The sequence below is a fragment of the Jannaschia sp. M317 genome, assembly GCF_025141175.1.
Classification (GTDB): domain Bacteria; phylum Pseudomonadota; class Alphaproteobacteria; order Rhodobacterales; family Rhodobacteraceae; genus Jannaschia.
Genome location: NZ_CP081155.1, coordinates 2,190,116 through 2,210,300 on the forward strand (window position 1 = coordinate 2,190,116; position 20,185 = coordinate 2,210,300).

Annotated in this window: 17 protein-coding genes; 7 read left to right on the forward strand and 10 right to left on the reverse strand. The window is 67.1% G+C overall.

Annotated features, from left to right (window positions below; all coding sequences use genetic code 11):
• Positions 1 to 61: 61 nt before the first annotated feature.
• Both K3551_RS11230 and K3551_RS11235 read left to right on the forward strand, forming a co-directional pair.
• Complete coding sequence (locus K3551_RS11230; RefSeq protein WP_259913232.1) at positions 62 to 2,185, forward strand: malate synthase G; 2,124 nt, start codon at positions 62 to 64, stop codon at positions 2,183 to 2,185.
• 107 nt (positions 2,186 to 2,292) lie between these two features.
• Positions 2,293 to 2,718 carry a heme-binding protein gene (locus K3551_RS11235; protein ID WP_259913234.1) on the forward strand — a complete coding sequence of 142 codons (426 nt, stop codon included), beginning with the start codon at positions 2,293 to 2,295 and terminating at the stop codon, positions 2,716 to 2,718.
• On the opposite strand, the gene K3551_RS11240 is transcribed toward K3551_RS11235, so the two are convergent.
• Positions 2,702 to 3,898, reverse strand: coding sequence for a cytochrome P450 (locus tag K3551_RS11240; protein WP_259913235.1), 1,197 nt, complete (start codon positions 3,896 to 3,898; stop codon positions 2,702 to 2,704). The genes K3551_RS11235 and K3551_RS11240 overlap by 17 nt on opposite strands.
• Before the next feature lie 114 nt (positions 3,899 to 4,012).
• Between K3551_RS11240 and K3551_RS11245 the strand changes: the two genes are divergently transcribed.
• A complete protein-coding gene (locus tag K3551_RS11245) occupies positions 4,013 to 4,786 on the forward strand; it encodes a gamma-glutamyl-gamma-aminobutyrate hydrolase family protein (RefSeq protein WP_259913238.1) in 774 nt (257 codons plus the stop codon).
• Positions 4,787 to 4,814: 28 nt separating this feature from the next.
• Here the strand turns inward: K3551_RS11245 and K3551_RS11250 are convergent, their stop codons facing one another.
• The 6 genes from K3551_RS11250 to argC all read right to left on the reverse strand — a co-directional run bounded on the left by K3551_RS11250 (position 4,815) and on the right by argC (position 11,257).
• Complete coding sequence (locus tag K3551_RS11250; RefSeq protein WP_259913239.1) at positions 4,815 to 6,413, reverse strand: ATP-dependent DNA ligase; 1,599 nt, start codon at positions 6,411 to 6,413, stop codon at positions 4,815 to 4,817.
• On the reverse strand, positions 6,410 to 7,261 hold the full coding sequence (locus K3551_RS11255) for an alpha/beta hydrolase (RefSeq protein ID WP_259913244.1): 852 nt from the start codon (positions 7,259 to 7,261) through the stop codon (positions 6,410 to 6,412). Before K3551_RS11255 ends, K3551_RS11250 begins: the two co-directional genes overlap by 4 nt.
• Positions 7,258 to 8,283 carry a ligase-associated DNA damage response exonuclease gene (locus tag K3551_RS11260; RefSeq protein WP_259913248.1) on the reverse strand — a complete coding sequence of 342 codons (1,026 nt, stop codon included), beginning with the start codon at positions 8,281 to 8,283 and terminating at the stop codon, positions 7,258 to 7,260. The genes K3551_RS11255 and K3551_RS11260 overlap by 4 nt, the downstream gene beginning before the upstream one ends.
• Positions 8,284 to 8,535: 252 nt before the next feature.
• Positions 8,536 to 9,582 (reverse strand): flagellar motor switch protein FliG, encoded by a 1,047-nt coding sequence (locus K3551_RS11265; protein WP_259913249.1) that lies wholly within the window; start codon positions 9,580 to 9,582, stop codon positions 8,536 to 8,538.
• A gap of 76 nt (positions 9,583 to 9,658) precedes the next feature.
• Entirely contained in the window at positions 9,659 to 10,186 is a 528-nt protein-coding gene (locus K3551_RS11270) for a tetratricopeptide repeat protein (protein WP_259913250.1), read from the reverse strand.
• Between the two features lie 84 nt (positions 10,187 to 10,270).
• Positions 10,271 to 11,257 (reverse strand): N-acetyl-gamma-glutamyl-phosphate reductase, encoded by a 987-nt coding sequence (gene argC, locus K3551_RS11275; RefSeq protein WP_311199727.1) that lies wholly within the window; start codon positions 11,255 to 11,257, stop codon positions 10,271 to 10,273.
• 251 nt (positions 11,258 to 11,508) lie between these two features.
• Between argC and K3551_RS11280 the strand changes: the two genes are divergently transcribed.
• The 3 genes from K3551_RS11280 (at position 11,509) to K3551_RS11290 (ending at position 14,636) form a co-directional block, all read left to right on the forward strand.
• The gene (locus K3551_RS11280) at positions 11,509 to 12,330 is read left to right on the forward strand and encodes a TIGR00282 family metallophosphoesterase (RefSeq protein ID WP_259913251.1); all 822 of its coding nucleotides are present in this window, start codon (positions 11,509 to 11,511) and stop codon (positions 12,328 to 12,330) included.
• 75 nt (positions 12,331 to 12,405) lie between these two features.
• Positions 12,406 to 14,184, forward strand: coding sequence for an SLC13 family permease (locus K3551_RS11285; protein ID WP_259913252.1), 1,779 nt, complete (start codon positions 12,406 to 12,408; stop codon positions 14,182 to 14,184).
• A 29-nt stretch (positions 14,185 to 14,213) separates the two neighbouring features.
• Positions 14,214 to 14,636, forward strand: a complete 423-nt coding sequence (locus K3551_RS11290; RefSeq protein ID WP_259913255.1) for a hypothetical protein — start codon at positions 14,214 to 14,216, stop codon at positions 14,634 to 14,636.
• Between the two features lie 16 nt (positions 14,637 to 14,652).
• On the opposite strand, the gene K3551_RS11295 is transcribed toward K3551_RS11290, so the two are convergent.
• Complete coding sequence (locus K3551_RS11295) at positions 14,653 to 15,627, reverse strand: phosphoadenosine phosphosulfate reductase (protein WP_259913257.1); 975 nt, start codon at positions 15,625 to 15,627, stop codon at positions 14,653 to 14,655.
• A gap of 260 nt (positions 15,628 to 15,887) precedes the next feature.
• Here K3551_RS11295 and K3551_RS11300 point away from each other — a divergent pair, with 260 nt between their 5' ends.
• On the forward strand, positions 15,888 to 17,522 hold the full coding sequence (locus tag K3551_RS11300; protein ID WP_259913259.1) for a glycosyltransferase family 2 protein: 1,635 nt from the start codon (positions 15,888 to 15,890) through the stop codon (positions 17,520 to 17,522).
• Here K3551_RS11300 and K3551_RS11305 read toward each other — a convergent pair.
• Both K3551_RS11305 and K3551_RS11310 read right to left on the reverse strand, forming a co-directional pair.
• Entirely contained in the window at positions 17,519 to 18,508 is a 990-nt protein-coding gene (locus tag K3551_RS11305) for a hypothetical protein (RefSeq protein ID WP_259913261.1), read from the reverse strand. The genes K3551_RS11300 and K3551_RS11305 overlap by 4 nt on opposite strands.
• Entirely contained in the window at positions 18,505 to 20,130 is a 1,626-nt protein-coding gene (locus K3551_RS11310; RefSeq protein ID WP_259913263.1) for an AMP-binding protein, read from the reverse strand. The genes K3551_RS11305 and K3551_RS11310 overlap by 4 nt, the downstream gene beginning before the upstream one ends.
• Between the last annotated feature and the right edge of the window lie 55 nt (positions 20,131 to 20,185).

Sequence of the window (20,185 nt, forward strand, 5' to 3'; positions counted from 1 at the left end):
AATCCTGTTGCCGATAGGAAACTTCTGCGTTAGATGCGTCACAACATCTCAGGAGGCTCCCATGACCCGCATCGACAAATCCGGCCTTCAGGTCGCCCCCGAACTGGCCACCTTCGTCGACAACCAGGCATTGCCGGGCACCGGGATCGACGCGCAGGCGTTCTGGTCCGGTTTCGCCCAGCTTGTCGGTGATCTCGCCCCGAAGAACGCCGCTTTTCTGGCCGATAGAGAGGCCATTCAGGTCAAGATCGACGACTGGCACCGCAGCCGTGCCGGTCAGCCCCACGACGCCGCAGCCTACACCGCGTTTCTGCACGAGATCGGCTACCTCGTCCCCGAAGGTCCCGATTTCACCATCGAGACCGCCGGAGTCGATCCCGAAATCGCCAGCACTCCGGGCCCGCAGTTGGTCGTGCCGATCACCAATGCGCGCTATGCGCTGAATGCGGCGAACGCGCGTTGGGGCAACCTGTATGACGCGCTTTATGGTACGGACGCCATCGGTGATGCGCCGATGGGCAAGGGATATGATGCGGCGCGCGGTGCGCGGGTGATTGCCTGGGGCAAGGATTTCCTTGATCGCGCGGTACCGCTTGCCTCCGGCTCTTGGGCGGAAGTGACGGATCTGGGCGTGTCGGGCGGTGCGCTGACCGGTGTGACCCTGGCGAACCCGGATGCCTATCGCGGCTGGGTCGATGACAATGGCACCCTGCGTATCCTTTTGCAGAACAACGGCTTGGGTGTCATTCTTGTCCTGACCCGCGATGGCGCCATCGGTCGCGACGACCCCATGGGGCTGGATGCAATCCACCTGGAATCGGCCCTATCGGCCATCATGGACTGCGAGGATTCGGTCGCCTGCGTCGACGCCGAGGACAAGGTTCAGGCCTATTCCAACTGGCTGGGCCTGATGCGTGGCGACCTGAGCGAAGAGGTATCCAAAGGGGGCACCACCTTCACCCGGACGTTGAATCCGGACATGGAATTCAACGGTCCCGACGGCGTGTTCTCGGTCAAGGGCCGCGCGCTCATGCTCATCCGTAATGTGGGCCACCTGATGACCAACCCGGCCATCCTGCTGCCTGACGGCTCCGAAATCCCCGAAGGATTGATGGACGCCGCGATTACCACGCTGATCGCGATGCACGACCTGGCGCGCGACGGGGGCAATTCCGTCACCGGCTCCGTCTACGTCGTCAAACCCAAGATGCACGGCCCCGCCGAAGTGGCCTTTGCGGACGAGATCTTCAGCCGGGTCGAGGCGATGCTGGGCCTGCCTGCGAATACCGTCAAACTGGGCATCATGGACGAGGAGAGGCGGACCTCTGCCAACCTCAAGGAATGTATCCGCGCCGCCAGGTCGCGCGTGGCCTTCATCAACACGGGCTTCCTGGATCGCACCGGGGACGAGATCCACACCAGCATGGAAGCGGGGCCGATGCTGCCCAAGGGCGAGATGAAATCGACCCCCTGGATCGCGGCCTACGAAGACCGCAACGTCGACATCGGCCTGGCCTGCGGGCTGAAGGGGCGTGCGCAGATTGGCAAAGGCATGTGGGCCATGCCCGACATGATGCAGGCTATGCTGGAGCAAAAAATCGGCCACCCGAAATCGGGCGCGACCTGCGCCTGGGTTCCGTCGCCCACCGCCGCCACATTGCACGCGACCCATTACCACGCGGTCGACGTTCTGGCCCGCCAGGATGAACTGGCAGCAGGCGGCGCGCGCGGCACGCTGGCCGATCTGCTGACCATCCCGGTGATGGAGGGGCGCAACCTGTCCGACGCCGAGGTCACAGCCGAGATCGAGAACAACGCCCAGGGCATCCTGGGCTACGTCGTGCGGTGGGTCGACGAGGGGATCGGTTGTTCCAAGGTGCCGGACATCAACGATGTGGGCCTGATGGAAGACCGCGCCACCTGCCGGATTTCTTCGCAGGCGCTGGCCAACTGGTTGCACCACGGCGTCGTCACGCCCGACCAGGTCGAGGCGGGCATGCAGAAGATGGCCGCAAAGGTCGACGCCCAGAACGCGGGAACCCCCGGCTATGTGCCGATGGCGCCCGGTTTCGACGGGGTCGCCTACAAGGCGGCGCAGGACCTGGTGTTCCAGGGTCGCGTCCAGCCGTCGGGCTATACCGAGCCGGTGCTGCACCGCCGCCGGTTGGAGCTGAAGGCCAGCTGACCGTTCCGCTGCCGGGGCGCGGGGGGCGGCGTGAACCCCGCCCTACGGTCCCGCGCGTCAGCCGTAGGGCGGGGTTCACGCCGCCCTCCCACATTACAGGAGAGACCATGACCGATCTGACTCAATCCCAGGCCCGCACCATCATCGATGCCACCTTTGCCAAGGGGCAGGAAATGGGACTGAATCCCCTGTCCGTTGCAGTGCTGGACGCCGGGGGACATCTGAAGGCGTTCGACCGCCAGGATGGCGCCTCTCCGGGGCGGTATGGCATCGCGCAGGGCAAGGCCTATGGTGCCGTCATGCTGGGGATGCCCGGCTCCGCGCAGATGGCCCGCGCCGAAAGCCAGGCCTATTTCATGGCCGCCGTGAACGGCGTCTTCGGCGGGCAGGTCGTGCCGGTGCCGGGGGGCATCCTGCTCAAGGACGGGGACCGGGTGATCGGGGCCGTGGGCGTGACCGGCGACACCTCGGACAACGACGCCGAGGCCGGGCTGGCCGGGATTGCCGCCGCCGGCCTTACGGGCGCAGCCTGACGCGCAGGGCCTCTGGCCCGCGCAACCCGACCCGGCGCAACCAGCGAGGCGGCGGGCCATCCAGCACCACATCCGGATAGCGGGTCAGCAGGACGCGCAGCGCCTCTGCCACCTCTGCGCGGGCCAGTTGCAGGCCCAGACAGACATGCGGGCCAAAGCCGAACCCCAGATGCGGGTTCGGCAATCGGGTCGGGTCGAAGTGTTCCGGTGCCTCGATCCGGTCCGGGTCATGGTTCGCTGCCAGCAGAAAGGCCGTGATCTTGTCACCCTTGGTCAGGCGAACGCCCTGAAAATCGCAGGTCTCGCGGACAAAATGCAGCTTGGTCATCATCACCGGCGACCAGAAACGCATCGCTTCCTCCACGAAGGTCGCCATTCGCGCCGGGTCGGACAGACTCGCCCTCAGCTCCGGGCGGTGCATCAGCGTGAGCAGGCAATCGTTGATCAGGTGCACCGTCGTCTCGTGCCCCGCCACAAACAGCATCATGACCATGGCCAAAAGCTCTTCCTCGCTCAGCCGGTCCCCGCCGTCCCGCGCCGCGACCAGGTCCGACATCAGGCCTGCGCGCGGATGCAGCCGCACATCCGCCAGCTGCGCGCGGATCAGACGCATCACCCCACCCATCCGCAGCAGCGCGATCAACATCTGAGGCGCACCCGTCGCCCCCGACAACGGGGCCAGCCCGCGCCGCAGCGCGGGGCGCGCGGCCTCGGACAGACCAAGCAACTCGCAAATCACCTCAAACGGCAGGGGGCGGGTGTAGTGCGGCACCAGATCAATGGGGCGCGCGGGATCGATCCGATCCAGCAGCACCTCTGCCCGCGCGGCGATGGCCGGGCGCAGATCGTCCATCGCGGTCCGCGCAAAGGCGGCAGACACGAGGCGGCGCAGGCGCGCGTGATCATCCCCGTCCTTCAGGATCATGGTCTGCAGCAGTGGCGCGATGCGGCGGGGCATCCACCAGAAACTTTGCGCCAAGGATTTGCCCGTGGCGCCGCGGCTGTCGCGAACGAAGCGCGCGTCATCCTTCAACAAAGCCCGCGCTGCGGCGTCGGTGGTCGTCATCCAGACCGGCCCGATCAGGGGCAGGCGCATCCGGGCAACGGGTCCGTCGGCCCGCAGTCGCGCCAGGGCAGAAACCGGATCGGTCAGAAAAGCGGTGCTGCGCAGATCAATCATGCACAACAGATAGGCATTTGTCAGATCGTGCGCCAGCGAAGGCGGACCCGTGCTTTGGCGCCGCTATGCGCGGGCGCGCAGGCGCGGTAGACATTCGGCAACCGGAGGACCTCAATGCGCCCGATCGTCGGCATTATTTCGAACCACTACCTGATCAACGATCAGTATCCTGCCCACGCCAATGGCAAGATGAATACCGATGCCGTGGCCGAGGTCGCGGGGGCCATGCCGCTGTCCTTTCCGGGCGACCCGGATGCCGTGACAATCGAAGAACTGCTGGAGGTATTCGATGGCTTCCTGCTGACCGGGGGGCGCCCGAACATCCACCCCGAGGAATACGGCGAAGAAGAGACCGAGGCGCATGGCACCTTTGACCGGGGTCGCGACCGCGTGGCCCTGCCGCTGATCCGCGCCTGCGTGGACCGCGGGCAGCCGGTCCTGGGCATTTGCCGCGGCTTTCAGGAACTGGCCGTTGCCATGGGGTCGACCCTGCACCCCGAGATCCGTGACTTGCCGGGCCGGATGAACCACCGCATGCCACCTGACGGCACGATCGAGGAAAAGTTCGCCCTGCGCCACGAGGTGCGCTTTACCTCGGGCGGCCCGTTCGCGCGCCTGATGGGGGCAGAGACGGTGATGACCAATACCCTGCACGGGCAGGGGGTCAAACAGGCGGGGCCGCGCGTCAAGGTCGACGGCTGGGCCCCCGACGACACGCCCGAAGCGATCTGGATCGAGGGCGCGCCGGGGTTCGCGATGGCGGTGCAATGGCACCCTGAATGGAACGCCGGAGACGACCCCGTCTCGCGCCCTTTGTTCGAGGCTTTTGGCGCCGCCTGCCGCGACTGGCGTGCCGGGCGGACGGCCCCCCTGCGCGCGGTCGGCTGACGGGCGTTTCGGCGAAAGCTCTGTCCCCTCAGCCGTAGGTCTCCAACATCTGCAGCAAGTCGTCGTGGGTGTTGATCTCGTCAACCGGCTTGTCCTGCCGCCAGCGCAGCATGCGCGGAAAACGCAGCGCCACGCCGGACTTGTGCCGCGTGCTGCGTTGTATCCCCTCGAACCCGATTTCGAACACCAGCTCGGGCGGCACCTGTCGCACGGGGCCAAAACGTGCCTGCGTGTTGCGCCGCACCCAGGCGGTGATCTTGCGGAATTCTGCGTCGGTCAGGCCGGAATAGGCCTTGGTAAAAGGCACCAACTCGTTCCCTTTGGCCACCGCAAAGGTGAAATCGGTGTAAAGGTTCGCGCGTCGCCCATGCCCGGCCTGAGCGTAGATCATGACGGCGTCGATAGTCAGGGGGTCCAGCTTCCACTTCCACCAGTCGCCGCGTTTGCGCCCGACGTGGTAGGCGGAGGTCTTGCGCTTCAGCATCAGCCCCTCGGCCTGGGCGTCGCGCGCGCCGGCGCGGGTCTTGGCCAAGGCATCCCAGCTTTCGAACGGCACCAGCGGCGACAGGGCGACGGGGCCCTCGGGCGGCAGGCCGGCGAGCATCGCCTGCAGCCGCGCGCGCCGCGCCGCGAAGGGCAAGGCGCGCAGGTCTTTGCCCGCGTCCTCGAGCAGGTCATAGGCGCGCAGGATCACCGGGGCCTCTGCCAGCAGTTTTTTCGGCACCGTCTTGCGCCCGATCCGAGGTTGCAGGGCGTTGAAGCTGCGCGGCTGCCCGGTCGCCGCATCCCAGACCAGGACCTCTCCGTCGAGGACCGTGCCGTCCGGCAGGAAATCGCCCGCCCGCGCAAACTCCGGGAAGCGGTCGGTCATCAGCTCCTCGCCGCGCGACCACAGATGATGGGTGCCGCCGCGCAAGATCAGCTGACCCCGGATCCCGTCCCATTTCCATTCCGCCAGCCAATCTTCGGGCGGGCCCAGATCGTCGGGATTATCGTCCAGCCCATGTGCCAGGCAAAACGGATAGGGTCGGCTGAGATCCGCGTCAGGGTCGGGGGCGGTGATCAGGGCACCGTAGCTGGTCGTCTCGGGCGTCCATTTGCCCATCAGGCGATGCGCCAGCTCTGCCTCCGGGATGGCGGTGGCTTGCGACAGGGCGCGGGTCATCAGCTTTTGACTGACACCCACGCGAAATCCGCCCGTGATCAGCTTGTTGAACACGAACCGTTCTGCCCCTGCCAACCGGTCCCAGGCGTCTTCGACAAAGGCGCGTTTGTCGCTGTCGTCCGCCGACGACAGCGCGCGAATGTCGGCGATCCAATCCGACAGCGGCCGATCCGCCTGTCGTGCGGGGGGCGGCAGGACCAGGTGCATCGTTTCGGCCAGATCGCCCACGACGTCATAGCTGGCGCGGAACAACCAGTCCGGCAGCCCCGCCTTGGCCGCGGCCCATTCCGCAAGGCGCGTGGCCGTCACGGTCCGCTTGGGCCGCCGCCCGGACAGAAGTGCGATTGTCCAGAGGCGGTCGTCCTCGGGGGCCTCGCGAAAGTAGTCCGCCAGCGCAGCGGTCTTGACCGAGGTCTTGGTCGTCTGGTCCAGCGCCGTGAAAGCCTGCGCGAACCGTTTCATGTCAGCACCTTCTTGAGCCGCAGCAGCGCCGCCTCTGCCGCGGCCGACCGCCCCACGGCCAGATGATAGACATGCGGCACGCCATGTTCCACAAAGGTCGAAACCCGCGCGCCGTCTTCGCGCAGGCGTCGGGCGATGGCCTGTCCGTCGCGTTCCAACACCTCGCGCGATGACAGTTCGATATGCACGGGCGGCGCGTTCGGATATCGGCCGAGGATCGGCGACAGGCGCGGATCACGCGCATCGGCACCGGCGACATAGGCCGCGCGGCACCGGGTCAGAAAGGCGGCGGGCATCAGCATCTCGTCACACTCCGGCGCGTCGCGGCCTTCGCGCAGGTCAACGGCGGGCGAAATCAGGGTGACGGACAGCGGCGGTTTTTCCCGCGCCAGCATGTCCTGCAAGACGACCAGCGCCAGATTGCCGCCCGCGCTGTCCCCTGCCAGGTGGAACGGGCCGGGCATGGCGCGGGCCACGGCGGTGCAATCGTCCGGCGCGGCGGGAAACGGGTTTTCGGGTGCCAGGCGATAGTCGGGCAGCCAGACCTCCAACCCGGTTTCCTGCGCCATGCGGTCGGCAAAGGCCGCGTGGGTCTGGGGCGATCCGATGATGAACCCGCCCCCATGCAGCCAGAGCAGCCGCCCGCGTGCCTCCGCAGGCCGCGACACACGGGTGCGGATACCTGCCACATCCTCCCACACGACAGAGGCGGCGGCCGGGCGGGCGTTTAGACGGGCGCTGATTTCGAACAGGGTCCGCTGCGCCGCGATGGGCAGAGGCAGCGCCAGAAGAGGGCGATCGATGTAGCGCGTGGTCATCCGGCGCAGGCGGTCGAAGGCACGGCTCATGCGGCGGCCTCCGCCCCGCCTGCCTGGCTGTCGGGCTGGTCCAGGTTTTCGCCTTCGTATTCCGTCTTGACCACTGCGGCATCATAGCCCTGCTCGGACAGCCATTGTTGAAAGGTCGCGGTATATCCGTGGGTTGCGAATATACGCTCTGCCCCCGTTTCGCGGATCGCGGCATTCAGCCCGGCCCAGTCGGCATGGTCCGAGATGACAAACCCCCGGTCCGCCGCCCGCCGCCGCCGCACCCCGCGCAGGGCCATCCAGCCAGACGCGATGCCGGTGGACACCGGGCCGAACCTGCGCAGCCAGTTGCCCGCCAGGGCCGACGGCGGGGCGACGATCAGGGCACCGGGATACGACTTGAGGTCGGTGTCGGGCGTCACGCGTATCGTGTCGGGCAGGGGCAAGCCTTGGGCGCGCAGCACCGCGTTGGTGTTTTCGACCGCCGCGTGGGTCAGGATCGGCCCGATCGAGGGGTCGACCATGGCCATGACGCGCTGTGCCTTGCCCAGCGAATAGGCCCCGATTGCCGCATGTTTGCCCTCTGCGCGGCAGGTCTGCCACCAGGCGTTCAGTTCGGATGCCAGCTCGGCTTCGGGGCGCCAGTCAAAGACCGGCAGGCCAAAGGTGCATTCGGTGATGAAGGCGTGGCAGCGCACCGGCTCGAACGGTTCCGACAAGGGGTCCGGGCCGGTCTTGTAGTCGCCCGAAACGACCCAGACCTCGCCTTTGTGCGCGACACGGATCTGGGCAGATCCTGGGACGTGGCCCGCGGGGTGAAAGCTGACGGTGGCGTCGCCGATCTGTCGGCTTTCGCCAAAGGCGATCCCCTCTAGCGTAATGTCGCCCAACCGGTGCCGCATCACCGGCGCCGCAGCGTGGGTGGCCAGATAGCGGGCGTGGCCCGGTCGCGCGTGGTCCGCGTGACCATGGGTGATCAGCGCCCGGTCGACGGGACGCCAGGGATCGATGAAGAAATCACCGGCGGGGCAATAGATGCCTTCGGAGCGGAATTCGAGAACCATGGGCAGAGGATAGCGCGCTCTGCGCGCGAGACGAGTGGGCGTGACGCCCCGGGCTTGATCGTTCCAGAGGGGAGGCAGGGCGCGGGGGGGGTACAAGGAATATCCACACGGGCGAAGCATAAACGGCACGGCCACGTCAGACCCTGTTCCGTCGCTGTCCGGTCCAGATGTTCCGCCGCATCCTGCCCAACGGGCGATGCCGACTGATCCCTTGCCCGCGCGACCGAGGCCGCCCGAGACAGGCGCAGCGGGTCAGCTATCGGGGGCGTTCAAAGTCAGTTCGCCCTCTTCCTCCAGGCGGCGGATTTCGCTGACGATGGCGGACATGGCCTCTTCGGCGGCGTCGGTGGCTACCTTGCCACCCTCGGCCATGTCTTCGCGCATCTGGTCAGCCAACCTGCTGGAGATGGAGCCGAGGATGAACTCGACGACCGGGGCCAGATCGGGCGGGGCCCCGGCCAGGGCCTGGGTGACAACGGCGGCATCAACCCCACGCAGGACGCGCGGCACGTCGCGCGGGTCGATACGATCTGGAATATTCTCGAAACTAAAGATTTCCGCACGGACGCGCACGGCGAAATCCGGGTCGCTTTCGTCCAGACGGTCCAGCAAGGCACGGCGAATGCCAGAGGTGGCGGCGTTGAGGATGTCGCCCACGCGCGCCACCGCGGCGGTGTCAAAGGCGGGGGGTTTGCGCGCGCCGCTTTGGCGACCCAATGCGTTGCCGATCATGGAAACAGCCTCGGGGGAGACGTCCTCCGTCCGGCCAAAGGCCACGGCGATACCGTCGCACCGGTCCTGGGGCAACGTCCCCAAAAGCAGCGCGGCCTTGGCCGGGGGCAGCTTGGACAGCATGATGGCGCAGACCTCGTCGCTTTCGTCTTGCATCATCGCGGCCAGGATGCCGGTATCAAGGTTGGCAACCTCGGCCCAGGCGGCCTGACCCAGTGACCCGACGGCCCCGCCGAAGTCCGCCAATAGCGCCTCGACCACCTCGAGAGACAGGCTGCCGTCCATCAAGGTCAGGATGCGGTCGACGTCGCGCGGGAAATGCAGGCCGATGGAATCAAGCTCGGACGCGAATTCCGCGACTGTCTGGGCCAAGGTTTCCCGATCGACGAAGCGCAGCGAGGACATGTCGCGGACCAATTGTTTCTGCTGTTCGGCCGGTAGGCTGCGAATACCCGGATCGGCCCCGCCGGTGATCAGCAGCCGTACGATGACGGCCGCCTTTTGCCCCTTGGTCAGCCCCCGACGACGGGCAGAGGGCGGCAGGTTGACAGGGCTGAGATCGGACATGGCAGACGGCTCGCGCAAAGAAGCTGTGCCGTGTTATCGCCCGCGCCGTCTTAACAAAACGTTGCGGGCGCGCCGATCAGTGGGAATAGCCGCGCCCGGTGCGCAGCGCCTCGGCCAGCGACGTCTCGGCCCAGGTGCCCCGGCCACCGGCCTGCCGGATCATCGCGAGCTGCAGTCGCGCGCCGTCGGCGTCGCCCTGTTCGACCAGACCCTGGCCCAGATAGCTGCGCGCCAGCCGGTAGTCGGGATCAATGTCCAACGCCGCTTCATAGAGGGCACGGCCCGCGTCGAAATCGCCCGCCTTGCGCGTGGCAAAGCCGCGCAGGGTCAGGACCTCGGGCGTGTTTGCGCGGGTGACGGCGGCCAGGACGCGCAGCGCATCGGCAGGGCGATCATAGGCCACCAATTCGCGCGCGGCGTCGATGCGGGTGGCATCGTCAAGACGGCTGTCGCGGCTATCGACGCAGGCCTGATGCGTGTCGTCCCAAACCTGCGCCCCGGTGCAATCCGCAGAGGTCTGCGTCTGGACCGGCGGGGTCGGGTCCTCACCCGCGGCAAAGGCGGCAAGGGGCAGGCAGGTCAGCAGGGCGAGGGGGCGGATCATGGGGGGTCTCCGGCAAGGCAAAGGGGCGGCACCCTCAACTAGGTGCCGCCCCTTTGCCATTCGTCAAGACACGAGCCTGCGAGATCAGCCGATCAGGCCTGCGGTTTCTTCGGCCCCGATCATCAGGTTCAGGTTCTGGACAGCGGTGCCGGAGGCCCCCTTGCCCAGGTTGTCGAGCACGGCGATCACCGTCACGCGCCCTGCGCCGTCGCCCTGAACCGACAGGACCATCTGGTTGGTATCGTTGACCATCTGCGGATCGACCCGCGCGCCTGCCGCCTGCACCGATACAAAGGGATCGCCCGCGTAGAAATCGCGCAGCGCCGCCTCGATCCGGGCGTGTCCGGCGACCTGGCCGGGCAGAAGATCGGCGTGCAAATGCAGTTGCACCGCCATGCCCTGCGCATAGGCCCCGACCGACGGCTGGAACAGGGGTTTGCGGGTCAGATGTCCGTATTCCATGATTTCGGGCACGTGTTTGTGGCTTTGGCCCGTTGCATACAGGAAATAGGCCGGGGCGGTGCCGTCCTCGTACTCCGCGATCAGGGACTTGCCGCCGCCGGTATAGCCGGACACGCCGGTCAGCACCGCCGCGCTGTCGGGGGACAGGATGCCCGCGTCGACCAGAGGCCGGATCATGGAAATCGCGCCGGTTGCGAAACAGCCCACATTGGCGACCCGCCGCGCGTCGCGGATGCGCGCCCGCTGGCCCGGCAGTTCGGGCATGCCATAGGTCCAGCCCTCGGCCACGCGGTGCGCGGTCGAAGCGTCGATGATCCGGGTGTCGCCTGCCAGCGTCACCGCCTGGCGCGCGGCATCGTCCGGCAGGCAGAGGATCGCAACATCGGCTGCGGCAAAGGCGTCGCGGCGCGCGCCTTCGTCCTTGCGGCGGTCCGCATCAACCGAGACCAGACGGATATCGTCGCGCGCCGCCAGGCGGTCACGGATCTGCAGGCCGGTGGTTCCGGCTTCGCCGTCGATAAATACGGATGTGGGCATGGCTTCGCCTCCGTCGCTGGGGTCAGGCTGGGGATAGGCGACCGGCGGGGCGCTGGCAAGCGCGGTGGACATCCGAACACTCCCGAAAGACAGGCAGTTGCGGGCCCGCGACCCCGAAGGGCGGTGGTTCCCGGAGCCGCGCGGCACCCGATTGCGCCACGCGGCGGGCCACCGGTGGTCCGGGGGAACCTGCTGCGGCGGTCGGGCGTCACCCCGACCGCAGATGTCATGACAGCGACGTATATCGGGCAGAGCGGTTAAGGATCCATGAACATCGGCCCAGACGTTGCACCCGCGCGGGCAGGGGGGTAGGGGCATGGCCCATGCGTATTCTCTTTCTTGGCGATGTCATGGGGCGTGCGGGCCGCACTGCCGTGACCGAACGGCTGCCCGGTCTGCGCGCCGACTGGCGGCTGGACGCGGTGGTGATCAACGGAGAGAACGCCTCCTCCGGGCGGGGGCTGAACACGGCGCAGGCCAAGGCGCTGTTCGCTGCCGGGGCGGATGTCGTGACCCTTGGCGATCATGCCTTCGACCAAAAGGACATGATGCAGGCGATCGGCGAAGACAGCCGTATCCTGCGCCCGATCAACTACGCCAAGGCGGCCCCAGGGGCGGGGGCGCGGATCTTTGATATCGGCGGCAAGAAGCTGCTGGTGGCGCAGGTTCTGGGCCGGGTGTTCATGTCGCGCAACTATGACGATCCGTTCGATCCCGTTGACCGCATTCTGAAGGCGCATCCCCTGGGGCGCGCAGTGCAGGCGATCCTGATCGACATGCATTGCGAGGCGACGTCGGAAAAGATGGCGATGGGCCATTTCTGCGATGGGCGCGCATCGGTCGTGGTGGGCACCCATACCCATGTGCCCACGGCGGATGCCACGATCCTGCCTGGCGGCACCGCTTATCAGACCGATGCGGGCATGTGCGGCGACTACAATTCGGTGATCGGCATGCATAAGGCGGAGCCGCTGCGCCGCTTTGTCGTCGGCATGACCAAGGACCGGTTCGAGCCGGCCAATGGCGAAGCCACGCTTTGCGGGCTGTTTGTTGACACCGATGAGACTACGGGTCTCGCCCGTGAGGTGGTGCAGGTCCGTGTTGGCGGACGGTTGTCGCAATCGGGGCCGCAGCGCCCTGCATGACGCTTTGCGTCACGGCACGGATGTGGTTCTGCTTGAGGTCGCGGCGCGCCTTGCGTCGAAACCGGAGAGACGCGGATGACCTGGTTTGATCTGCCGCAGATGACTCAGGCCTGGGTCACGCTGGCCACGCTTGCGGTCATGCTGATCCTGTTTGTGCGGGAAACCTATCCGACCGAGGTTGTGGCCATGGCCGGGGCCGCGTTCCTGCTGGTCATGGGCATCCTGCCCTACGACGCGGGCATCGAGGTCTTGTCGAACCCGGCCCCCTGGACGATCGCCGCGATGTTCCTGTTGATGGGGGCGCTGGTGCGGACTGGCGCGCTGGATTGGTTCACCCGCTTTGCCGAGGCCCGCGCGGCGACGCAGCCAAAGTTGGCCATGGGCATCCTTTTGGGCTTCGTCCTGGTTGCGTCGGCCTTTGTGGCCAATACGCCCGTCGTGGTCGTGATGATCCCGGTCTTTGTGCAACTGGCTGGAACCTTGGGCGTCATGCCATCCAAGCTGTTGATCCCGCTGAGCTATGCATCGATCCTGGGCGGCACGATCACCTTGATTGGCACCTCGACCAACCTGTTGGTGGACGGGGTCGCGCGGGCGCAAGGGTTGGAGCCGTTCACAATCTTCGAGGTCTCGCCGCTGGCCATCCCGGTGGCGCTGGCGGGGTTGGCGTATCTTTATGTGTTCGGCCGCCACCTCTTGCCTGACCGGACCTCCATGGCGGCGATGCTGGGCCGCAAGAAGGGCGCGAAGTTCTTTGCCGAAGCCGTGATCCCGCCCGAGTCGAACCTGATCGGCCGCGAAGCGCTGGACGTGCAGTTGTTCAAGCGGCCCGGCGTGCGCCTGATCGACGTGCTGCGTGGCGATGCATCGTTGCGGCGCGATCTGAAGCAGGTGACGCTGGAGGTGGGCGACCGTGTCGTCCTGCGTACCGAAATGGCGGAGCTGCTGACGTTGCAAAGAAACAAGTCGCTGAAGCGGCTGGACCAGGTGGGCGCGGTCGAGACATCCACCGTCGAAGTGTTGATCACGCCGGATGCCAAACTGGTCGGGCGGCGTCTGGGCGCGTTGCGCCTGCGGCGGCGCTACGGGGTCTATCCCCTTGCGCTGCACCGTCGGGATCGGAACATCTCGGGCCAGTTGGACGAGGTGGTGCTACGCGTCGGTGACACGCTGCTGCTGGAGGGATCGGCCGACGATATTCATCGCTTTGCCCAGGATGTGAACCTGGTAGAGGTGAACCAGCCGACGGAGCGGGCCTATCGTCGGGAACAGCTGTGGATTCCGATGGCCGCCGTCTGCGCAATCGTCATCCTGTCGGCCTTCAACCTGGCCCCGATCTTTGCGTTGGCCGTGGTCGGCGCTGTCCTCGTGCTTTTGACCCGCTGCGTTGACGCGGAGGAGGCCTTTGGCTTCGTCGACGGACGCCTTCTGGCGATGATCTTCGCAATGTTGGCGGTGGGAACGGCGTTACAGGCGTCCGGCGCGGTGCAGATGATCGTGGACTGGATTTCACCTGCGCTTGCCGGCTTGCCGCCCCCCGCCCTGATCTTTGCGATCATGGCGATGACGATGGTGTTGACGGAACTGGTCAGCAACAATGCCGTGGCGGTGGTCGTCACGCCGGTGGCGATTGCCTTGGCGCAATCGCTTGGCCTTGATCCGCGCCCCATGGTCGTTGCGGTGATGGTGGCGGCCAGTTGTGCCTTTTCAACACCCATCGGCTATCAGACGAACACGTTGGTCTATGGACCTGGGGGCTACCGGTTTACGGACTTCGCCAAAGTGGGTATCGGCATGAATGTCATCGTGGCCCTGGTCTCGGCGGCGTTGATTCCCCTGATCTGGCCGCTCTAGGTCGGATGCCTGCCCCTTTCGGAGGTCCAATGCGCCCCTCGCTTCTGCTACTCGCCCTGCCGTTCCTGTCTGCCTGTGTCGTGGAGGGCAGCGGCATCGGGCCCGCGGCCGAGCCGGGAAAGCTGGGCATCGTTGACGCGGTTGCCTCGCCCTCGCGCCTGGTCGTGCGTCTGTCCGACGGCACCCGCTGCGTCGCACCGCGCCCCGAAGAGGCGCGCGCCGGCTGGTCCGGCGTCACCGCCGAGTGTGGGTATGCGCTGCCGTTCCAGGTCACCTTCAAGCAGGGCGGCGCGCCGACCCGGTTCCTGATCGAGGATCCCAGCGGCATCCCGCAGGCCGAAGACGGTCGCCCCGGTCCCCGTGCCGAGACCTTCATCACCGATGTCGATGGTCAGCGCCGTCTGTTCATCACGCCGCTGGGGGACAACGTCCAGTTCAACCCGGCCACCTGATCCTTGGGGCCGGGGGCTATTCCCCGGCCATCCGCAGGCTGTCGCGATCAGGCGGAGAGGCGGGTTTGCGGCCCGCTGGAAACGGCCGTCCCTGGGCCTGCAGGCGTGACAGCGCGTCATTGAGGCGACGCCGTGCCGCTTCGGCCCCGGTCGCGTCCAGCATTTCCCCCGCAAAGACGGCCTGCAACCAGGGCCGGTCCATCAGGTCCAGCTTGCGCATGAGATTGCCCAGCCAGACCGGATCGTGCTGCCGCGCCCGCCAGAGTTTGGCCCAGCCGAGCGTCGTCAGGTCGGTTTCCGCCGCCGCCTGGACGACCGGCAACAGCAGGTCCATCGCCTCCAGCCGTTCGCGCAGACGCGCGCCGCCGTGGCGCGCGGGCAGTTGGGTGATGTGCGGGCCCCGGAACAGGCTGGCGTGCATCGCATCCGGTGTCTCGGTCGGGTCGGACAGCAGATAGACCTGCTGCGCCGCGTCCAGGGCGTCGGGCGCATAGCCATAGCGCGGCCCGAACGACAGGGCGCGGTCGCGATGAAACCGCGTTTCCCACGGGACCAGCGCGGGGTCGCGGGTGGCATAGGGGGCGATCAGGACCACGGTCGCGCCGGGGGCCGCAAGGCTGTAGGTCGCGGCCCCGTACCCGGCTACCCCCGTCCCGAGAAAGATCACCCGGTCGTAGTCGTCGAACAGCCCCTCGTCGGTCATCTCGTCGAAGAAGTCGATGACCTCGGGCGCACGATACCAGGTGCGCCCGTCTGCCATCAGCGTCAGGGTTGCCCAGCCTTCCGACCGGGCCTGGCGGACGCTCCAGGGCAGGTGCTCGGGGCGGGCGGCGACGGTATCCCGGCTTTCGAATTCCACGATCAGCGTTTCGTTGCCGGGGCGGAACTGCGCGACATGGGCCTGGCCCAGGTCGCGCGACCAAGCCTCCTGCGCCGCTGTGTCGGGCGCGGGGCGGGGCGGGTCGTCCGGGGCAGGGGTCTGGTCGTCCATCTCGCATCCTGTTGTCGGGGCCGATGCCGCAGGGTCGATGCATTATAGGTCGAATTTTCCTAAAGTTCTGGCACAAAGTTGCCTCTTTTGCCCGATACTTGCGCGGTATTGTTCGCAGAACGGCGACGACCGCGCGATTGCGGTGGCACCGTTTGGCCATTGGTATCAATCGGAGGGTTCATGCCCCGCCCCGTTTTGTCCGAGTCTTTGCCCCCTTGGCGGCGTGGCCGCAGTGGCGCGTCAGTTGGCGGACCGATGACATGACGGGTTCGTCGGTCACCCTGCGACACCTCTGCGGGTCCGACCGGGATGGCGTCCGCCTGCTGGATGTTCTGGTCGGGGCCAGGTCAGGCGATGGCCATCCGGTCTGGTTGACCTTTGCTGGGGGCACGCCGGTGGGGCGGTTGACCGCGCGCAACGGCCTGAACCTGCAAGACGCGACACGGGTGCAGGGCGGCCTGTTGGTGCGCGCCCGGTGGACGGGCGGGACGGCTCTGCCGTTGCCGTTGGATGGTCCGGCTGCGACCGTGTCCTTTGCTCAGCCCGAGCCGGAGATCATGGCGGGGCGGCGTGTCCTGCTGGCTGTGCGCGGGGCGGAGACGCCTCGGGATGTGGCCGATTGGCTGCGCTACCACGCGGCACAGGGCTGTGACGGGGCGGTGATCCTGGATCTGTCGGGGACGCTGGCGTCCGACCTGCGCGCCGCTCTGGCTCATGGAATCGCCGGGCCGGATCGGGTGGTGATCGTAACCTCGCCGCTGCCGCTTTCGGCATCTGATGGAACACTGGCCGAGCCGATCGTTCTGGAGGCGTTGCGATGGCGGTTCCTGCAGGCCGCGTCTGCGGTCATCCACTTGCGGGTTTCCGATGTCTTGGCCGAGGCATCTGCCGACACCTTCGCGCAGACGCTTGCCGCTGCCGAATTCGGAGCGCTGCCTCTGACGGGGCGGGCGATCGTGCCTTGGGCAGTTCCCCGAGGCGAGGGCGCGCGTCACGGCGATCACTGTTGCATCGGGCCTGACACGCCGGGGCTGCGCAGCTGGGCCTGCGACCCCGCCCGCCTGCCGGCGCAGGCCCCCTGGCGGACCGAGGATATTGGTGGCCTCGACCTGTCGGGCGCACGCGCGCTGACCTTTGATCGGGCGCTGTATCTGGACGCGGGGACGGTGGGGCCGTCGAACCTGCGCGCGGATCCGGGTCTTGTCCGTCGGGCGCGGCGCAGTTTCGATCACATGCCGCTGTTGCCGGACAGTGACGCGTCCCCGGCTCTGCCAGCGGCTCTGCCGGGGCGCATCCTGTTGGTTTCGGCGGTCGATGTCGGGACATCGGATGACGCGCTGCTGGCCTGGGTGGCGCAGCATCGACAGGTCGGAGTCGACGATCTGTTGGTCTATGACTGCGGTGCGCTGCCGGTGGTGGCCGAAAGGTTGGCGCAGCTGCACGCCAAAGGGGTGTTGCGGACGCTGCCTGCGGTGTCAGGGTCGGCGGCCCGTCAATCTGCAGACAGCCACCCGTTGCGCGCCCGTGCCGGTTGGGTGATGTGGCTGGACATCGGGACGGTTCTGACGACGATCCCGCCGGGACCGCTGGCCGCCGTTCTGCCCCGGTTCGGCATGGCCGACCTGATTGCCATGGATGCACCGGACGGGCAGGGGCCGCGCTGTCTGTGCCGCAATCTGCCGCCCTATCAGGCGCTTGGCGCGCAGGGGCCAGAGGGTATGAATGACGCGCAATGGTCTCGGCAAAGCCCGGTCGACGCGATGGGGCACCCCTGGGCACCTGGCGCGCAGGGTGCGACGGACGACACCGCGCCGCTACGCTTGCGCCAGCCTCGGGATGTGCCGGGGATCAGGGCCGCCGTGGCCGACCTGTTGGCGCGATTGGACGCGGGCTAGCCATCGCAGACTTCGCGCAGGCGTTGCCAGGACGGGTCGTCCAGGGCCGGGATCATCTCTCCGGGGGCATCGGCACCCAGCGATTGACCCGTGGCCACCTGATAGGGTCCCCAATCCAGCGCCGCCGCGTTGAAGCCGCTGCGCAGCACCGATCCGTTCGCCAGCGGCGGTGCGTCCAGCAGCAATCCCTCGATGTGCTGGGTGATGTCGGCGGGGGCGATGGTTCCGGCAGTCAGCATCCTGATCAACGACAAGGGGCCGACGTCGCGCAGAAAGTCGACCAGTGGCGGCGACACCCGTGCCGTGATCGCCGCGGCCAGAACGTGCCCGGCCGCCAGGTTGGGATCGTCCTGGGTCACGAGAATTCCGTCCGACAGCACCAGTAACCCCCCCGGCAGGGCCAGGGCCGGATGCGGCAGGTCGCGCAGCACCTCCAGCCGGGCGGGGGTCGTGGGCAGGATGCGCGCCTGCAACTGCTCCAAAGCCTCGCGCCCGGTGATCGTCTCGCAGGGCGGGCCGGTCAGCAGCGTCAGTTCATCAAGCATCAGCCGACCGATTTCGACCCGCTTCGACGGAGGCAAAAGCCCCGCCGCCTGATCACGCAACGCCCCCGGAAGCCAGGTGATCGCAAAACCCACGGCCAGACCCAGACCCAGACCGGTCAGGACCCTGCGCAGGCGGCCGGGCCGTTGGCGCCCGCGGCCCACGGCGGCGACGACACGGTCGAGGGCGGCGATCATCTCCGGCTCTTCGATCTCCAACTCTTCGTCTTCGCGGCGGCTGGGGGCGTAACGGGCGGGCACCTCGGTTCCGTTCAGCCGCACCAACGCGGGCAGGGACCAATGCGACAGCGCGCTGCCACTTCGGTCTTGCACGACCAGTTCCGCCTCGCCGATCGAGACGTAGACCTCCTGCCGCTGTGCACCCGCATCAGGACGCCACAGGCCCGTGGTTTCTAACCGGTCAAGCCCTTCTATCGCGGTCATTTTCCTGCCGCCCGCTCCCGAAGGACGAATTTCTGGATCTTACCGGTCGACGTCTTTGGCAACGGGCCAAAAATCACGGCCTTTGGTGTCTTGAACCCGGCCAGACGCGCACGCACAAAGGCGATCAGGTCCGCTTCGCTGACGTCGGATCCCGGTTTCAGTTCCACAAAGGCGCAGGGCACTTCGCCCCATTTGTCGTCGGGCCGCGCAACCACGGCGCACAGGTCGACCGCCTCGTGATGCATCAGCGCGCCTTCGACCTCGACGCTGCTGACGTTCTCGCCGCCCGAAATGATGATGTCCTTGGCCCGGTCCTGGATCTGGATATAGCCGTCCGGGTGTTTGACTGCGATGTCGCCGGACCGGAACCAACCGCCGGCGAACGCCTCCTGCGTGGCGTCGGGGTTGCGATAATAGCCCTTCATGACGGCATTCCCGCGCAAGGCGATCTCTCCTTGTGTGGCGGCGTCGGCGCGGACGGGGGCGCCGTCGTCGCCAAAGACCTCCAAGCCTTCCATCATCGGAAAGGCCACGCCCTGCCGCGCCTTGAGCGCGGCCTGTTCAGGCGCTGCCATCGCATCCCAATCGCCCGGTTGCCAGACGTTTTCTGTCACATGTCCGTAGGTTTCCGTCAGGCCGTAAACATGGGTCACGTTGAAGCCCAAGGCCTGCATCTTGCCCAGGGTCGCCGCAGGGGGCGGGGCCCCGGCGGTGAAGACCTCGACGTGTTGGTCGAAGGTCCGCCGCTGATCCTCGGGCGCATTCACCAACGCGTTCAGCACGATGGGCGCGCCGCCGAAATGGGTCACCCCTTCGTCCGCAAGGGCGTCGAATATCGCGGGCGCGGACACGTCCCGGCAGCAGACTACGGTGCCGCCCACCAGCGGCATCATCCAGGCATGGCACCAGCCGTTGCAGTGAAACATCGGCACAATGGTCAGAAGACGGGGATAGAGCACCATGCGCCAGCTGACGACGGTGCCCATGGTGATCAGATAGGCCCCGCGATGGTGATAGACGACGCCCTTGGGCCGCCCCGTCGTACCGGAGGTGTAGTTGAGGGCCAGACTTTCCCATTCGTCCTGCGGCAGGTGCCAGTCAAAGGCAGGGTCACCGCCCGCAATGACGTCCTCGTAGGTTGGATGCTTTCCCGACGCGGGATGGCCAGCCGCCGGATCCGGAACCTCGATCAGGGCGGGCGGATCGTCCAGCGATGCCGCTGCCGCCTCGGCCAGGTCCAGGAACTGGCTGTCGACCAACACGACCTTCGCCCCCCCGTGCCCAAAGATGTAGGCCACCGTGTCCACATCCAGCCGAGTGTTGATCGTGTTCAGAACCGCCCCGCAGGCGGGCACGCCAAAGGCAGCCTCGACCTGTGCGGGCACGTTGGGCAGCAGTGTCGCGACGACATCGCCGGGCACGACCCCGCGCGCCGACAGGGCCGAGGCGAGGCAGGTGACCCGGTCTCGATAGTCGGCATAGGTCCGGCGGGTCGCGCCGTAGACCAGCGCTTCGCGCCCCGGCCAGATCTGCGCCGCCCGGTTCAGATGCGACAGAGGTGTCAGCGCCACATGGTTGGCCGCACATCTGTCCAACCCGGTTTCGTCCCTCAACCAGCCCATCGCATACCTCCCCGTATTGCGCCGCCTCATCCTGCGGTCGATAGTGAGTCAGCCG

What these genes read in the sequence shown, in the direction of transcription:
- K3551_RS11230 (WP_259913232.1), top strand. Translation starts at nt 62, where the DNA reads ATGACCCGCATCGACAAATCCGGCCTTCAGGTCGCCCCCGAACTGGCC.
- K3551_RS11235 (WP_259913234.1), top strand. Translation starts at nt 2,293, where the DNA reads ATGACCGATCTGACTCAATCCCAGGCCCGCACCATCATCGATGCCACC.
- K3551_RS11240 (WP_259913235.1), bottom strand. Translation starts at nt 3,898, where the DNA reads ATGATTGATCTGCGCAGCACCGCTTTTCTGACCGATCCGGTTTCTGCC.
- K3551_RS11245 (WP_259913238.1), top strand. Translation starts at nt 4,013, where the DNA reads ATGCGCCCGATCGTCGGCATTATTTCGAACCACTACCTGATCAACGAT.
- K3551_RS11250 (WP_259913239.1), bottom strand. Translation starts at nt 6,413, where the DNA reads ATGAAACGGTTCGCGCAGGCTTTCACGGCGCTGGACCAGACGACCAAG.
- K3551_RS11255 (WP_259913244.1), bottom strand. Translation starts at nt 7,261, where the DNA reads ATGAGCCGTGCCTTCGACCGCCTGCGCCGGATGACCACGCGCTACATC.
- K3551_RS11260 (WP_259913248.1), bottom strand. Translation starts at nt 8,283, where the DNA reads ATGGTTCTCGAATTCCGCTCCGAAGGCATCTATTGCCCCGCCGGTGAT.
- K3551_RS11265 (WP_259913249.1), bottom strand. Translation starts at nt 9,582, where the DNA reads ATGTCCGATCTCAGCCCTGTCAACCTGCCGCCCTCTGCCCGTCGTCGG.
- K3551_RS11270 (WP_259913250.1), bottom strand. Translation starts at nt 10,186, where the DNA reads ATGATCCGCCCCCTCGCCCTGCTGACCTGCCTGCCCCTTGCCGCCTTT.
- argC (WP_311199727.1), bottom strand. Translation starts at nt 11,257, where the DNA reads ATGTCCACCGCGCTTGCCAGCGCCCCGCCGGTCGCCTATCCCCAGCCT.
- K3551_RS11280 (WP_259913251.1), top strand. Translation starts at nt 11,509, where the DNA reads ATGCGTATTCTCTTTCTTGGCGATGTCATGGGGCGTGCGGGCCGCACT.
- K3551_RS11285 (WP_259913252.1), top strand. Translation starts at nt 12,406, where the DNA reads ATGACCTGGTTTGATCTGCCGCAGATGACTCAGGCCTGGGTCACGCTG.
- K3551_RS11290 (WP_259913255.1), top strand. Translation starts at nt 14,214, where the DNA reads ATGCGCCCCTCGCTTCTGCTACTCGCCCTGCCGTTCCTGTCTGCCTGT.
- K3551_RS11295 (WP_259913257.1), bottom strand. Translation starts at nt 15,627, where the DNA reads ATGGACGACCAGACCCCTGCCCCGGACGACCCGCCCCGCCCCGCGCCC.
- K3551_RS11300 (WP_259913259.1), top strand. Translation starts at nt 15,888, where the DNA reads ATGACGGGTTCGTCGGTCACCCTGCGACACCTCTGCGGGTCCGACCGG.
- K3551_RS11305 (WP_259913261.1), bottom strand. Translation starts at nt 18,508, where the DNA reads ATGACCGCGATAGAAGGGCTTGACCGGTTAGAAACCACGGGCCTGTGG.
- K3551_RS11310 (WP_259913263.1), bottom strand. Translation starts at nt 20,130, where the DNA reads ATGGGCTGGTTGAGGGACGAAACCGGGTTGGACAGATGTGCGGCCAAC.